At 62.3% G+C, this 15,640-nt stretch carries 14 protein-coding genes; 2 read left to right on the top strand and 12 right to left on the bottom strand.

The annotated features are described in order from the left end of the window. Positions 1-49 precede the first annotated feature (49 nt). Positions 50-313, bottom strand: coding sequence for a mycoredoxin (locus F8O09_RS07095; RefSeq protein WP_158030444.1), 264 nt, complete (start codon positions 311-313; stop codon positions 50-52). A gap of 85 nt (positions 314-398) precedes the next feature. Then, positions 399-1,874 carry an amino acid permease gene (locus F8O09_RS07090; RefSeq protein ID WP_158054573.1) on the bottom strand — a complete coding sequence of 492 codons (1,476 nt, stop codon included), beginning with the start codon at positions 1,872-1,874 and terminating at the stop codon, positions 399-401. A 305-nt stretch (positions 1,875-2,179) separates the two neighbouring features. Here F8O09_RS07090 and F8O09_RS07085 point away from each other — a divergent pair, with 305 nt between their 5' ends. After that, positions 2,180-2,518 (top strand): P-II family nitrogen regulator, encoded by a 339-nt coding sequence (locus F8O09_RS07085; protein ID WP_158030446.1) that lies wholly within the window; start codon positions 2,180-2,182, stop codon positions 2,516-2,518. Between the two features lie 211 nt (positions 2,519-2,729). Then, a complete protein-coding gene (locus F8O09_RS07080) occupies positions 2,730-3,977 on the top strand; it encodes an ammonium transporter (RefSeq protein WP_158030447.1) in 1,248 nt (415 codons plus the stop codon). A gap of 221 nt (positions 3,978-4,198) precedes the next feature. Here F8O09_RS07080 and solA read toward each other — a convergent pair whose 3' ends face one another. The 10 genes from solA to F8O09_RS07030 form a co-directional block, all read right to left on the bottom strand. Next, positions 4,199-5,341, bottom strand: a complete 1,143-nt coding sequence (gene solA / locus F8O09_RS07075) for an N-methyl-L-tryptophan oxidase (protein WP_158054571.1) — start codon at positions 5,339-5,341, stop codon at positions 4,199-4,201. Positions 5,342-5,415: 74 nt separating this feature from the next. Beyond that, the gene (locus F8O09_RS07070; protein WP_158054569.1) at positions 5,416-6,549 is read right to left on the bottom strand and encodes a tyramine oxidase subunit B; all 1,134 of its coding nucleotides are present in this window, start codon (positions 6,547-6,549) and stop codon (positions 5,416-5,418) included. A gap of 225 nt (positions 6,550-6,774) precedes the next feature. Next, the gene (gene purT / locus F8O09_RS10550; RefSeq protein WP_225732935.1) at positions 6,775-8,259 is read right to left on the bottom strand and encodes a formate-dependent phosphoribosylglycinamide formyltransferase; all 1,485 of its coding nucleotides are present in this window, start codon (positions 8,257-8,259) and stop codon (positions 6,775-6,777) included. A gap of 73 nt (positions 8,260-8,332) precedes the next feature. Beyond that, positions 8,333-8,602 carry a PLDc N-terminal domain-containing protein gene (locus tag F8O09_RS07060; protein WP_158054567.1) on the bottom strand — a complete coding sequence of 90 codons (270 nt, stop codon included), beginning with the start codon at positions 8,600-8,602 and terminating at the stop codon, positions 8,333-8,335. A 9-nt stretch (positions 8,603-8,611) separates the two neighbouring features. Beyond that, positions 8,612-8,890, bottom strand: a complete 279-nt coding sequence (locus F8O09_RS07055) for a glutaredoxin family protein (RefSeq protein ID WP_158030451.1) — start codon at positions 8,888-8,890, stop codon at positions 8,612-8,614. Positions 8,891-9,244: 354 nt separating this feature from the next. Further along, complete coding sequence (locus tag F8O09_RS07050; protein ID WP_158054566.1) at positions 9,245-10,702, bottom strand: aldehyde dehydrogenase (NADP(+)); 1,458 nt, start codon at positions 10,700-10,702, stop codon at positions 9,245-9,247. Between the two features lie 4 nt (positions 10,703-10,706). Then, a complete protein-coding gene (locus tag F8O09_RS07045; RefSeq protein WP_158030453.1) occupies positions 10,707-11,498 on the bottom strand; it encodes an HpcH/HpaI aldolase family protein in 792 nt (263 codons plus the stop codon). Next, positions 11,495-12,895: an MFS transporter gene (locus F8O09_RS07040; RefSeq protein WP_158030454.1), complete on the bottom strand. Its 1,401-nt coding sequence runs from the start codon at positions 12,893-12,895 to the stop codon at positions 11,495-11,497. The genes F8O09_RS07045 and F8O09_RS07040 overlap by 4 nt, the downstream gene beginning before the upstream one ends. Before the next feature lie 76 nt (positions 12,896-12,971). Then, positions 12,972-14,075, bottom strand: a complete 1,104-nt coding sequence (locus F8O09_RS10545) for a zinc-binding dehydrogenase (RefSeq protein ID WP_412973588.1) — start codon at positions 14,073-14,075, stop codon at positions 12,972-12,974. Positions 14,076-14,300: 225 nt separating this feature from the next. Beyond that, positions 14,301-15,080 carry an IclR family transcriptional regulator gene (locus tag F8O09_RS07030; RefSeq protein ID WP_158030456.1) on the bottom strand — a complete coding sequence of 260 codons (780 nt, stop codon included), beginning with the start codon at positions 15,078-15,080 and terminating at the stop codon, positions 14,301-14,303. Between the last annotated feature and the right edge of the window lie 560 nt (positions 15,081-15,640).

Below are 15,640 nucleotides of genomic sequence, written 5' to 3'. Positions count from 1 at the left end.
TGACCGCACGAGGCGGGGCGACCATGGCATCCGCCGCAGAGCGAGACCGCTACGCGGCACCCAGCCGCTCACGCACCAGCGCGAGCGAGGGGTTCGTCGCCGCACTGCCGTCTGCGAAGAGCAGCGTCGGCACGGTCTGGTCGCCGCCGTTCACTTTGCTGACGATCTCGGCAGCGTCCGGGTGCTGCTCGATGTCGACCTCTTCGAACGGCACCTCGGCACGCTGCATTTGCGCCTTGAGGTTGCGGCAGTACCCGCACCAGGGAGTGGTGAACATCGTGACGTGCCCGGGCTCGGGCTGGTAGCTGGTCATATCGTCGATTCTGTCACTTTCCATGGTGCCTGCGGTGCGGTCACGCTCCGTGGTGCGGGTCTCGCTGCGTCGGGCGACGGATGCGTCAGTCGCGCTTCGTCGACGAGTCGGGCCGCTCAGCGGGCACGTCGTTGTTCGTGCCGGGCACCGGCTCGGTGCGAGGTGTGATGTCGACGCCCACCTCGGCCAGGTCGGTCTTGTTGCTGCTGATGCGGTGCCGCATGAAGAAGTAGACGACCCCCAGCAGAACGAACCAGACGGGCGTGACGATGAGTGCCTGGAGGGTGTCCTGCTCCTGTGTCAGAGCCCAGATCAGGAACGCGAAGAAGACCAACACGACGATCACGCTGACGATGCCGCCGGGCAGCCTGTAGGTCGACTTCTCATGCAGCTCGGGGCGTTTGCGTCGATAGGCGAGGTAGCTGCAGAGGATGATCGTCCAGACGAAGATGAAGAGCACCGACGAGATGGTCGTGATCACAGTGAATGCGCCGATGACCGAGTCGCCGGCGTAGAGCAGCACGATGCCTGCGAGCAGGAAGGTGCATGAGAAGAACAATGCGTTCTTCGGCACACGACGCTTGCTCAGGGCGCTGAGCCAGAAGGGCGCGTGGCCCTGGGTGGCGAGGCCGTAGACCATGCGCGAGGTCGAGTAGATGCCGCTGTTCGCCGACGATGCGGCTGAGGTGAGCACGACCAGGTTGACGACGTGTGCGGCGATGCCGATGCCGGCCATCGCGAACATATTGACGAAGGGCGACTGGGTCGGGTCGATCTTGTTCCACGGGTTCACTGTCAGAATCACGAAGAGCGAGCCCAGGTAGAACAGCACGATGCGCCAGGGAATCGAGTTGATCGCCTTCGGCAGCGTCGTCTGAGGGTTCTGCGTCTCGGCGGCCGCGGTGCCGACGAGTTCGATGCCCACGAAGGCGAAGACGGCGATCTGGAATCCGGCGACAAAGCCCCAGAAACCGGTCGGGAAGAAGCCTCCCTCGTCCCAGAGGTGTGTGATCGAGGCAGTGTCGCCTGACGGCGTCTGAAAGTGCGTCGCGAGCATGATGACGCCCACGACGACGAGTGCGGCGATGGCGATGATCTTGATGAGTGCGAACCAGAATTCGATCTCACCGAAGTTGCGCACGGTGGGCAGGTTGAGAGCCAGCAGCAGGGCGATCAGCAGGATCGCGGGCACCCAGAGCGGGATGTTCGGAAACCAGAAGCGTGTGTAGCCGGTGATCGCGATGACGTCGGCGACGCCGGTGACGACCCAGCACAGCCAGTATGTCCAGCCGGTGAAGAAGGTCGCCCATGGCCCCAAGAGGTCACCGGCGAAGTCGGCGAACGACCGATAGCTCAGATTCGAGAGCAGCAGCTCGCCGAGTGCGCGCATCACGAAGAACAGCATCGTTCCGATGATCGCGTAGACGAGCAGGATGCTGGGGCCGGCCAGCGAGATGGTCTTTCCGCTGCCCATGAACAGGCCCGTGCCGATGGCGCCGCCGATGGCGATGAGCTGCAGGTGCCTGTTCTGTAGGTTGCGTTCGAGTGTTGGTGTGGTCATGGAGCGCGAGTCTAGTCCACACGCGCTACAGACGTTTCACGTGAAACGCTTTGACGTGCTCACACCTGCTCTCGAATGTTTCACGTGAAACACTGTCGATCTGGTCTCTCGAGTGGTCACTCCGGCGAGGTTCGGGCATGCTCGTTCGTGCCGTCTCGAACGACGACGCCTTCTCAGATGGGGCTGTGCGGGCGGTTGCCACACATGATTCAGGTCGTAACCGTTCGCTCATGCGACCGAAACACACCTGCTTTTGAATGATGATCATGACCACATGTCCCTGATCTCCTTAAAGGAGTCGCCTCATGCAACTCATCACCGGCGTTATCCAGCCACATCGTCTGCAGGTCGTCAAAGAGGCGCTGAAAAGCGTCAACGTCCACGGACTCACCGTCACTGAAGCCACCGGATATGGAACTCAGGGTGGCCACTCCGAGGTATATCGAGGTGCTGAGGTGCGCATCGATTTCGTCGCGAAGAAGCGAATCGAGGTGCTCGTCGCGGACGAACACGTCGAATCGGTCATCGAGATGATCGTCACAGCTGCCCGCACCGGCAGTATCGGAGACGGCAAAATCTGGACCGTTCCCGTGCACAACGTCGTTCGCGTTCGCACCGGAGAGCGCGGGCCAGACGCCATCTAGCTCCCGACCGCGTTCGCCGGCCACAGCCCAAGTCGGCCAATCCCTCTGGTGCGGTCGGTTATGGGCCCACCGGCATCTGAACTGTGCTGACGCCCCACTCACCGCACTCCGCTGGTCAGTGGAATCACGGCTTGGCAGTCATGCTGCAGCCGCAGACCAGGCGCAGCGCCTTTCGAACACCTGCTTCCCGAATTATTGAGGAGACCCCTTTATGGAAACGCTTCCACAGGCAGATCTCGCCTGGAGCCTGGCTGCATTCGGCCTGGTGATGCTCATGTTCCCCGGGCTTGCCATCTACTACGGCGGCACCGTCGGCCGGAAGAATGTGCTGAACATCATGCTCATGGTGTTCAGCTCGCTGGCGATGACCGTCATTCTCTACGTGGTCTTTCTGCACGGCCTTGTGCTCGGAGACTCAGTCGGTGGGCTCGGCCTCATCGGCAACCCGTTCGACTTTGTCGGCTGGACGTCGTTCACCACAGATCTCGGCACGGGTGGTGCCGAAGACGCCTTCTGGGGGTCGTTCTTCCTGCTTTTCGCCGCGATCACGGTGGCGATCATCGCCAGTGGTGCGGTCGGCCGCATGAAGTTCAGCGCCTGGCTGGTGTTCGTTCCGGTCTGGCTGGTGCTGGTCTACGCGCCTCTGGCTCACTGGGTCTTCGCGATCTCGGATGAGGAGGCAGGCACGACCGGTGGGTGGCTGCGAAACGTCATCGAACTGCATGACTTCGCCGGCGGGACTGCGGTGCACATGAACGCGGGAGTCGCCGCACTCGCCCTTGCCTGGGTGCTCGGTCCCCGCAAGGAGATGGACCCACGCCCGCACAACATCCCCATGCTCGCGCTTGGCGGCGGCATCCTTTGGTTCGGCTGGTTCGGGTTCAACGGCGGTTCGGCCGGTGGGGCGAACTTCTTGGCGCAGTACGTGTTCATGACCACACTGCTTGCCGGATGCGCAGGCATGATCGGCTACATGATCGTCGAGAAGATTCGTACCGGCAGCGTGACCGCATTCGGCACGATCACCGGCATGATCGCCGGCCTGGTCGGCATCACTCCCTCGGCGGATGCTGTGGACGCGATCGGCTCGATCATCGTCGGCATCGCCTCTGGCGCACTGGTCGCCTGGGCGGTGACGTGGAAATCGAAGTGGGGGATCGACGACAGCCTCGACGCCTTCGCCGTGCACGGGGTCGGGGGTCTCGCGGGCACAGTCTGTGTGATCCTCATCGGTTCGTCAGCGGCGCCTGCGGGCGTGACCGGTGTGCTCTTCGGCGGAGATCCCTCCATTATCTGGCGAGAGTTCGTCGCGATCGCCGCCTGCGTTGTCTACTCATTCCTCGTGACCGCACTCATCGCGTGGGTCATGAAAAAGACCATGGGAATCCGTGTCTCCGCAGAAGTCGAGAGCCAGGGATTGGACGAAGGTCTGCACGCCGAGACTGCGTACGAGAAATAACGGCGAGAGAGCCGGGCACAAAGCCCGGATCGTGACGAGAGGTGTGGGCTCGGCTCCCAATATCCCGGGAGCCGAGCCCACACTCGTTCTCTTCGACCGCATCCGCCACTCTGTCGAGATCGCGTTCAATGCGGGACGGTGTTCATGCAGGCCGCGCGTGAGCAGCTGTGCGTCTCCTGACCCGGTGGCGCATCACATCGCGGGTGACGGCGAACGGGGAATCAGCTGACCGCGGCGAGATGTGCGGCGATGCTGAAGCGATCATCGTAGAGCTCGGTCTGCTCGTCGGCGATCAGCCTGGCTGCGAGCTCACCAAACACGGGCGTGAATTTGAAGCCGTGGCCAGAGAGACCGGTGATCGCCACAACACGACCAGAGTCGCTGCGATCGATGATGGGCACCTTGTTGGCGGTGAAGCCCTCTGGGTGCGTGCTGTAATGCACAGGCTGCGGCTGCAGAGCTGGAAAGAACGAGCGTGCCTTGGCCCCGAGGCTGTCGAGCAGAGACTGCGGCAGCACGCGAGGCAGGTCAGCGACCGTGCGCACTGCAGGCATCAGATTGTCCGGGCTCACCTTCACGCTGTAGCCGTCGAGTGACGGCGCTCCGAAGAAGTGCACGCCGTCACGATCACGAATGAAGGTGGGGAAGGCTTCGGGCAGAAAGTCGTCGAGACGTTCGGGAATGAACCAGGTCAGCACCAGCGGGTGCACCTTGATGACTGAAGCGAGTTCAGGGTGCAGCTCAGACGCCCATGAGCCGGTGGTGACGACGACGTGCTCGGCGTGAATGATCCGGCCAGACGTACGAATGGTGACGTGCCCGCCGTCTTCGGCGATGCTGTACACCTGTTCGTGATCGTAGAGTGTCGCTCCGTTCACACGGGCCAGCTCCTGTGTGCTGTAGACGGTGAGTTCGGGCCGCAGGCCGCCGCCCAGCAGATCGAGCACGGCCATATCGTCATCGTGAACGCGAAACTGTGGGTAGCGTTTGCGGAGCGCGTCCGCGTCGAAGACTTCGTGCGGAATGTCATGCTCCTGCACGCTCTTCACGACGTTGGCGATCGAGGTGTCCCCCTCTGGTGCTACCGACAGCGTGCCCACCGGAAGGAAGAGTTCCCGACCGGCTGCCTTCTGCAGCTCGAACCACAGCTCACGAGCGCGCATCAGCAGCGGCACGTACATGCTGCCTTCGTGGTACGCGGCGCGGTACAGCCGTGACTCGCCGGTGTACCCGCCGAACGGATGCCCGAGGCCGAACTGCTCGATGCCGATGACTCTGTCGAAACGTTTGCTCAGCTGCCAGGCGGCAGCCGAGCCGATGGTGCCGAGGCCGATGACGACGACGTCGGCCTGTTCGATGCTCATAATATGCTCCGTTCGTCGTGCCTCTGGAGTCGGTGTGGGCGCTTCTGGGCCCCTGCTCGGCGGCCTGCTGTGTCTCAGGCCAGAGCCGGTTTGTCCCACAGGTTGAGAGAGACGCCGATTCCCCGCTCGATGGCGTTGCGGTAGATCGTTGTTCCCCAGGCGACGTCTTCGACGGGCATGCCGCCGACGGAATAGATGATGATCTCATCGTCGCTTCTGCGCTTCGGGCCTTCGGCCTGGGCAATGTCAGCGATCTGTTCGATCTTCTCGAGGTCGAGCAGATCGGCGTTCACGAGATCGTAGAAGTGCGTGCCCACGATGCCGAGAATCTCATAGGCATCGGTTCCGTACTCCTCCTTCCACGCCTCGTACAACCCGGGATGATCGACGATGGTTCGAGCACGGTTGACGATGAAGTCGTCGTCGAAGTGGGCTGCTGCGGGGCAGAGAAAGAGTGCTCCGGGTTTGATCCAGGCCTCGTCGAAATGCGGAAAGGTGGATGATCCGCCGGCTCCCGTGGTGACCGCCACGATCACCACGTCGGCGTCTCTCACTGCCTCCTGTTCGGTGTCGACCACGTCAATATTGGTCACCTGCGGGTATTTCTTCTGCACGTATGAGACGAAGTCGTCGATGGCCGCGCGGCCACGACCCTTGACCGTCAGAGTGTCGATGCTCGGGCGCAGCGCGAGCACCCCCTCGACTGCGGTCTTGGCCATCACGCCGGGGCCGATCACTGAGACGGTCTTCGCATCCTCGCGGGCCAGGTGCTTGACGCCGACGCCGGGAACGGCACCTGTGCGGTATGCACTCAACAGGTTGGCAGACATGACCGCCAGTGGTGCGCCGGTGTCGGTGTCATTGAGGGTGAAGAGGTGGATCGATCGCGGCAGGCCCTTGGTGCGGTTCTCGGCATTCGAGCCGTACCACTTGACACCTGTCGTGCCGAAGCGCCCGCCGAGGTATGCGGGCATCGCCATGAAACGACGATCGGGGCCGTCTGCGGGCATTCCGGGAAAGACGGGGTGTTCGGGAAAGGTGACCATCGCACCATGCGAGTTGCCGTTGGCACCGGCCATCTTGAAGTCGCCGTCGCGCAGCAGGACGAAGGTCTCTTCCATCACGTCGATGCATTCTGCGATCTCAGTGACACCTGCGGCGATCATGTCGCGCTCATTCAGATACAGAAAGTCGATCTCTGTTGTCATGGACGGTTCCTCTCGTCTGCACGGCTGGTGCCCTGTCTGGGCGACGACGCATCAACGTCGAAGCGGGGCGCTGAGATCCATAGTGCAGGGGCGTCGTGCCTGGGTGTGCGACATGACCGCAGGGGTTACAGGCTGGTAACGCAGCAGAAACGCAGAAGAACCTGGCGATCACATTTGCTTATGCGGGCAGCAGTGAGTGTGTTCGCTGTGTGCTCCTCCAGGTCTTCAGCACAGCTCGACTTGCAAGGCGTCTGCGATCGCATGGGCACGTGCTCGGGCTTCGTCGACGTTCGCTCCGCGGGCGAGAGCGACCGCCACACGGCGCTCGCCATCGACTCGAGGCTTGCCGAAGAGACGCAGCTGTGCGGTCGGGGCGGCGGCGAGTGCGGCATTCACATGATGGAACACCGGAACGCCGCTGCCGGCGACTTTGACGGGCACGCTCGCCGCTGCGCCTGGGAAGCGCTCAGGCTCGGCCACGGGGAGTCCGAGCACGGCGCGGGCATGCAGGGCGAACTCGCTGAGATCCTGGCTGACGAGCGTGACGAGCCCGGTGTCGTGCGGTCGGGGAGAGACTTCGCTGAAGATGACCTCGTCGCCTTTGACGAAGAGTTCGACCCCGAAGAGGCCCCAGCCGCCGAGCGCGTCGGTGATGCGCCGAGCGACGTCGCGGGCCTTGGTGACGATCGCCTCGCTGAGGCCGGAGCCTTCCTCGTGGCAGGGGCGGTTCTCGGCGTGCCCTTCTGAGTGGGGCAGGGTCTCGGTGTCGCTCGCCGATCGAGACATGGGAATTGTGCCACCCACCGATCGAGACATGGAACTTGGCATGGATGAGGGGGCGGAATGCGGCATTTGCCATGATTCGGCGTAGTCGCCGTCGACCTGCAGGTGGTGAACAGGGTCGAGGAACGTGGTGCCGCCGGCGTGGCGCACCGTGAGCTGGGTGATTTCGTCGTCGAAGTCGACGAAGCCCTCGACGATGCAGCGCACGGCGTGACCCTCGGCAGCGTGGCCGCGAGACCCGGTCTGGGCGGCATCCCACGCAGCGTCGACGTCGTCGAATGCGCGCAGCACCGACTGGCCATGACCCGACGACGACATGACGGGCTTGATGACCGCAGGCAGACCGAGCTCGCCGACGGCCACGCGCAGTTCTTCGACCGAATCGACGAAGCGGTACGGGCTCGTGGGCAGCCCCAAGGTCTCGGCCGCGAGACGGCGGATGCCCTCGCGGTCCATGGTGAGCACGGTCGCGCGAGCGGTGGGCACCACCCGAACCGGCCACGGCTGCTCGGCTTCGATCTCGGCGAGCACGCTGGTCGCGATGGCCTCGATCTCGGGAATGATCAGGTCAGGTCGTTCGGTCTCGAGCACGCTGCGCAGTGCTGCGGGATCCTGCATGTCGATCACGTGTGCGCGGTGGGCGACTTGATGCGCCGGTGCGTTCGCATATCGGTCGACAGCGACCGTCTCGATGCCGAGACGCTGCAGTTCGATGGTCACCTCTTTGCCGAGCTCGCCGGAGCCCAGCAGCAGCGCGCGGGTCGCATGCGGGGTGAGCGGGGTGCCGATGGTGCCGGGCGTCGTGTCGCGCGCAGAGCCGCCGGCGCCGGGCGCAGCAGCAGGTGTTCTGGTCTCGGATAGAGATGCGTCGACGGGTCGACGAGATTCGTCGTCGTTGGATGCGGTGGCGGTTGCAGCGGTGCTCATGCGTCTATTGTGGCGCACTGGGCGGGCAGCAGGGGCGTCGTTTCGTGATGTGCGGTCTAGCCGAGAGAACTGGTCACTTGAATCGGGGCAGAGACGTCGGGTCTTTGCGACCGAGCGCGAAGTACGAGAGCGGGCCTGCCCATGGGATGTTCAACGCGAGCGACCAGACCATCTTCGGCCCGTGCACCTCGTCTGAGCGCCGATGAGACAGGTCGGCAGCGGCGATGGCCGCGAGAGCGATCTGTGTGATGCCGACGACGGTGACGGCGATCTCACGGCCACGTCTCGACGCAGGTGTTCTCGATGCGGATGCGGCAGCCTGCGAGGCGGGTTTCTTCGTCATGTGTCGAGCCTACTCGGGCACGACCCCGAGTTCGCGCACTTTGGCTTCGAGCTCGGCATTCGAGGGTTCGACCTGGTGGGTGCCGTCGGCGAAGGCGATGACGGGGATGTTGGTGCGGCCGCTGATGTGTTTCGCGTCTTCGGCTCGCTCGGGAGTTGCGACGAGGTCGACGTAGTCGTAGGTCACGTGGAGGTCATCGAGCAGGGCCTTGGCGCGACGGCAGTCGCCGCACCAGGCGGCACCGTAGAAGGTGACGGGAGAAGTGGATTCGGAAGTCTCAGCGGTCATGGACTCACTGTAGCGTTCAGGAGTCTATCGCCGTGATTCGACGCCTTTGACGTTGCGGCGTGAATCAATGTGCGAGAATTCTTCGGATCTTAGACCGCACACTGCCCGGTGACGCATCGCTGCACCGGAATGGCCGCACGTGAGCGTTGCGGTGGGTGAAACGGCTTCGATTCTGTCTGGCTTGGTGTGCCCCCTGAACAGCCGAAGTCTCGAAATGCTGCCCAGATCTCCGGCTCGAACGCCGAGCTGAGAGGTCGCGTGGGGCTCTTGCGACTGGCGCCATTTGAGCGGGGCGGTTGCCTTTGTGCGGCCTGCCCATGCGATTGGTACCACGCGGGCAGGCCACACAGACAGTCAGGCGCGTTCCACACGCTTGCCGTCGACCAGTGCAGGCGTCGTTCGAGCCTCATCGCGCAGGTTGGCGGGCAGTAATGACTGTGGCAGGTTCTGGTACGCCACAGGTCGTATGAAACGGCTGATCGCCGCAGATCCCACCGAGGTGCTCATTGACGCGGTAGTGGCCGGATACGGCCCTCCGTGCTGCTGCGCATAGCTCACGGTCACCCCAGTAGGCCATTCATTCCATAGGATGCGCCCGGCGCGTCGACTGAGGGCATCGATCAGCTGAGGTGCCAGCGTGTCATTTTCGTTCGCGATCAGTGTGGCAGTCAGCTGACCAGGTAACGCCTCAACCAGCTGCAGCAACTGCTCGTCGTGCTCATACTCTGCAATCAGTGTCGCCGGCCCGAAGACCTCGTCGAGGAGTGTCGGATCCTCAATCAGCGCCTGCACACTCGTGGCCAGTACGCTGGGTGCTGGGGGAGTGCTAGTGCTTGATTCTGTGAATCGCACTGGCGCGACATGGGGGTGCGCAGCGAGGCCGGCGAGCGAGGTAGCGAATCCCCGCTGGATGCGATCGTTCAGAAGGGGAACAGGATCAGGCAACTGTGCGTGCTCAAGCAGATCGCGAACTCCGGAGCCGGCGGGGTGCAACAGTAATCCGGGTTTTGTGCAGAACTGCCCTGCACCCAAGGTGAATGACTTCACATACTCGTCGACGACTGCTGCCGCACGTTCTGTGGCAGCAGAGCGAGAGACGAAGACCGGGTTGAGGCTGCCTAACTCCCCGTAGAACGGAATGGGTTCGGGTCGGCTTTGGGCTAGGTCGAACAGTGCGCGACCACCGGGAATCGAGCCCGTGAAGGCGCCGGCCTTGATGCGGGGATCAGTCAACGCTTCGACTCCAGCGTCCGTGCCGTAGATGAGCTGCAGTAGATTGTCTGGCGCCTGTACCGTGCGCAGAGCCGAGGCTACCACCTCACCGGTGAGCCGTGAGAGCTCGGGGTGACCGGAGTGCACTTTGAGCACTACGCTGTTGCCGGCAGCGAGCGCAGATGCTGTATCTCCACCGATCACCGAGAACGCGAATGGAAAATTGCTAGCGGCAAACACCACGACCGGGCCAATAGGAATCAGTGTGCGTCGAAGGTCTGGACGCGCCCCCATTGGCCACTCGGGGTCCGCATGGTCGATGCGAGAATCGAGATACCCTCCGTCTCGAACTACTTCGGCGAACAGGCGAAGCTGGAAGCTCGTGCGAACCAGTTCACCTTGCAGACGCCCTTCTGTAAGGTGTGTCTCACGCTTGGCCATCGGTACGAGCTGGTCGGCTGCGGAATCGAGAGCTCCAGCGATCGCCTCCAAGGCTTGAGCTCTCCGCTTGACCGGGGTAGCAGCCCAGGTCAATGAGGCCTCCGCCGCACGAGTGACGGTATCGGAGATCTCTGAAGATGATGTGAAATGTGCGTTCATGGGATCAGTCCTCTCGTTGGCGGGCGATAGCAAGCTGTTCAGCGGCAGCCTCGGCGAGCAGACTCACGTCGGTCGTCACCGTGATCACATTGAAGCCCTGCTGGGCACGCTTTGCCGCAGCCTCGCCGTTTGGTGTGTGGATGCCAGCGATCTTTCCAGCCTGCGTGACGGTTGATCGGATGTGCTCGACACTGGCTTCGAGCTTGGGCAGTATGGCTGGCTCGAACGGCACCTGTGCCCCAAGCCCGAGCGAGAGATCGTAGGGGCCGATGTACACGCCGTCGACGCCGTCGACCGAGACGATCGCGTCGAGATTGTCGAGGCCTTGCTGGGTCTCAATCATCACGAACAATGCGACCGTCTTGTCAACAGTGCGTGGATCTGCGCCGAGCAGATGCTCCGCGCGCATTGGCCCGTACGATCGTGCGCCTCCCGACACCGGATAGCGTGTGGCTCGAACGGCCGCACGTGCCTCGTCGGCGGTGTTGATCAGCGGAACGATGATCGCACTTGCACCCGCATCGAGGGCCTTGCCGATGTCATTGGCGTTGTTGCCCGGCACCCGCACGATGGGCGTGCTTCCCGCTGCGTCGATCACGATCAAGCTCTGAATAACGTCGGCGTAGTCGATCAGGCCGTGCTGCCAGTCGACACAGACGTAGTCAAAATGTTGTCTGGCAGCGAGCTCGAGAGCGACGGTGGGAGTGACCGCGTTCCAGAGGCCGAACGAAGGCTCCGCCCCGCGCAGAGCAGCGACCTGGGCCTGGCGTCGCTGTAGCGTCGCGTTGTCGTTCATGCCTCGACACCTTCGGTGCGGATCGACGATACAGGTGTTGTGGCCGATTGTGCTTCTTCAGCTCGGGCCTGGGTGTCGGGCAGGTCGTCGAGATCTTGGTTGTAGCGCTCTTTGGCGAAGGCTACAGCGATCAGTGATACGACGCCGCAAGCTATGACGAACATGCCGACGGGGACGTAGTTGCCGCCAAAGGCGGCCAACAGCGCGGTGGCGATCAGCGGCGCAGGACCGCCCACGATTGCCGCACCCAGCTGGTACCCGAGTGATGCGCCGGTGTAGCGCACTTCGGGCGTGAAGCTTTCGGCCAGCAGCGTGCCGATGAGCGAGCCGTATGTGGGCCAGACCAAGAAGAAAGAGACGATAATGCCGATGGCGAGCAGCAATGGATTGCCCGAGTTGAACAGCCACAGGTACGGCAGGATGAAGAGGATCACGGCGATGGTGCCACCCATGAAGACCTTCTTGCGGCCGATCGCGTCAGACAGTCGACCGTAGAAGAGCATGCCGGAGACGCCGAGCAGTGAGCCAATGAGCACCATGTTCAGCACGAAGCTGCGTTCATAACCGAGGCTCACCGCGTAGGTGATCGAGAATGTAGCGAAGATGAAGAAGGTCGAGGTCTCGATGAATTTGGCACCGGTTGCGATGAGAACCTCACGCCAGTGATGACGCAGCGTGGCGGCGATCGGCACACGTTCCTGCTTTCCTTGGGCCTGTACGGCACGGAAGGACGGAGTCTCGTCGACTTTGTGACGAATCCACAGGCCGAGCAGCAGCAAAGCGATCGAAGCGATGAAGGGGATGCGCCAGCCGATCGAGAGGAACAGGTCGCCGGGGAACACCCATCCGGCCAGCACCACGGCGAAATTTCCAAGGGCCAAGCCCAGGAGCGCACCGATCTGTGGCACTGCGCCGTAGAAGCCTCGCTTGCCTTTCGGGGCATATTCGACGGCCAGCAGCAGGCCTCCACCCCACTCACCCCCGAGTGCTACGCCCTGCAGCAGACGCAGCAGTGTGAGCAGAATTGGAGCGGCGACGCCGATTGTGGCGTAACTCGGCACACATCCGATTGCGACGGTGGTGAGACCCATGAGGGTGAGCGTCATGACGAGCGTGCGTTTGCGTCCGATGCGGTCGCCGATGTGGCTGAAGATGATGCCGCCGATGGGGCGAATGAGGAAGGCCAGCGCGAATGAGGCGAGGGCCAGCAGCTGACTGACGATAGGGTCGTTTGAGGGGAAGAACAGCGGTCCGAAGACCAGGCCGCTCATTGTGCCGTAGAGGAAGTAGTCGTACCACTCGATGGTGCTGCCAATGGCACTGCCCCATAGGGCGCGCGTACGGTCTTTATGCGGAATCTCTGTCGGGCTCGGTGAGCTCGCGGTCGTCGTTGTCATTATGGCTCCTTGATGATGAGAGGTGATCGACGATGATCACCGGTTGCAGAGGTTGCAGAGGATGGGGAGGCTGCACTCAGACGGGCAGGCTTGCAGGAGAGTTGGGGATGATGACAGGGCGTCCGATGGCGCCCTCGGTCAGGGTGTGCAGAGCTTCATTGACGTCTTCGAGAGAGAACCGCTGGTCGATGAGCTGATTCAGAGGCAGCCTGCCTGCGAGATAGAGATCGAGGACCTCGGGGATTTGCAGGGGGGTGTTCGACGATCCGTAGAGTGAGCCGTCGATGCTCTTGCCATTCTGCACGAGATGGTTGATAGGCAGTTCGGCCGTGTCTCCCACGGCGCCGAGTCCGGCGATGACTGCTTTGCCGCCCTTGCGCAGACTGAAAATGGCCTGGCTGATAGTGCCGGGGCGTCCGATTGCCTCGATGGCGTAGTGCGCTCCTGTGCCGGTGAGACGTTGCACCTCGGCCACGACATCTTGGGTGACTGCGTTGATCACATCTGTGGCACCGAGCTCGAGCGCTTTATTGAGGCGTGCCGGCACGACGTCAGAGACGATGATGCGCTGTGCGCCGACCAGCTGGGCTCCGAGTACAGCTGAAAGTCCGACGCCCCCAGCCCCGATGATCAAGACGGACTTGCCCGTGACGTCTGGAAGCCGGTTCAGCACGACGCCCATACCGGTGATGACGGCACACCCCGTGATAGCAGCGATCTCGCTTGGCACCTCGTGGGGTACGCGAACTACTGACTCTTGGGGCACCACGCTCTCCTGCGCGAAGCAAGAGATGCCCATGAGGTGATACCGTGGCGCTTCTGACAGGCTGAGACGTGTGCCTCCGCCCATGAGCTCGTTGGTCGTGCCGTGTACGGCGCCCTTGTCACACAGCGCCGGTTGCCCTGACAGGCAGTATTCGCATTGTCCGCAGCGTGGCCGCCACAGCATAACGACCTTATCGCCGGCAGCTACTGAGGTAACTCCCTCGCCGACTTCCGTCACAATGCCACAGCCTTCGTGGCCGGGCACCAGAGGCAGTCGTGCGTCGAGGTCTCCCATCCAGTAATGCAGATCGCTGTGGCAGACGCCTGCAGCTTCGATTCGCACGCGAACCTCGCCGGCTCTGGGCGCTGCAAGATCGAGATCCTCGATGACGAGGGGCTCGTGGGGTCGGTGCATCACCGCTGCTTTCATCACACACTCCTTCGTGTTGGCCGCTTGCGCCTATCCTCGGGGAATCGAGACGATGCCGACGCGAGCGGCTGCTGAGATATTGTGTGACTTCAGGCAATGACGATGACAAAGAACGTTTCGGTGAGTGAGACGAAAATCGTATGCGATCAAGAGGGAGTGAGTCGCCAAAGCGACCTAGTGTTGCGAGGTGTTTGCAATATGCAATGACGCTTAGAGTGATCCAAGTGCTGGATTTGTGCGGATCTGTCGGTTCAACCCGAGGGTCGCCGCGTAGACAGTTGGAGCGAAGCGACGAATATCTCCCTCAGATGCCGGTCCAGTGAGCGATATGGCAGCAATGGGTGAGCGGTCTTGTCGCAGCAAGGGGCTCGATACACAGGCGACACCCTCTGCGGATTCCGCGACCTCGAATGCGACACCAGTGGCTCGTATCTCAGCAAACTGTCGGTGTAGTACCGCAGTGTCTGTGATTGTGCGCGGGCCGAGCTTCATCAATGGCCCGGCAAGCAATCCAGCGGTGACACTTGTGTCGGAGTATGCCATCAGCGCTTTGCCTGCAGCAGACGCATGTGCGGGTACGCGTCCTCCGACCCGTGAGGGGAGATGCTCGGGGATGCTTCTGCCGTGCAAAATCTCGATGTAGACCAGATCACCACCGCGCAGCACCGTGAGCTGCACTGTGAGGCCGGTCGCTTGTCGAAGGTCAGACATGGCTGCGACAGCCAGGCGACGCAGCAGTTTAGACCTGCCAACCATCTCACCAAGTTCGAAGCAGCGCATGCCTAGCTGATAGCCGTGCTCGACACGTTCGAGCAGATCAGTGTCGACCAGCTCTTGGGTGATGCGTGCGACTGTCGCCTTCGGGATGGCGGTGCGTTTCGACAGAGCCCCCAGGCTGAGCACTGGATCGGTGACCGTGAATGCCTGCAGAATCAGAGAGACACGACCGATCATAGATTTCGGGACGGTGCTGAGGCCTTCACGGGACATGCCGAGATTCTATCGAGCAAGCGGTCTTTATCGACACAATCGGGCAGAGCACGGCGCACACGGTGTAGCGCACGTCCAATGCAGTATGTTTCGGGCCTGCGGTTGAAGACTATGTCGTGAGTTGTCGCCGACAGTGATCTTCATCTGGCCGACGCCGACGCCGACTTCCCGACTTTCACGCTTGACGATTCAAGCAGTTCAATCACGGCAGCCACTGCCGGTGTTGTTCCCTCGACTACTTAGATCAGGATACTGAGGAGGCAATGGCGCCACGGTCTGTTTCAGGAGAACATGCGGCTTCTGGTGTCGGCAGAGTCGCCTGCGTGGTGACAGGCAGATCAGCAACTTCTGAAGCACAGCCGTGTTGTCCAGTGCAAACGAGTGGGGGTCGGTCAAGGCGCTTGTCAAGATTTGGTCGGCAGTAGGTGGGGCGGATGGCCCTCCTCGTGGCGTTGTCGGTGCGGTCGCTGAACGGTACGGGCCTGATCGCCGATGTTTCACGTGAAACATCGCGCTTGGGTGAGTGGTGAATTCGTGCGTCGGATGCGGATGCGGTCGCC

Origin of the sequence: Pseudoclavibacter sp. CFCC 11306 (genome assembly GCF_008831235.1) — a bacterium.
In the GTDB taxonomy this organism is placed as follows: Bacteria; Actinomycetota; Actinomycetes; order Actinomycetales; family Microbacteriaceae; genus Pseudoclavibacter_A.
Note: the sequence above shows the minus strand (reverse complement) of the source record. Positions and strands in the feature narration are given on the sequence as shown.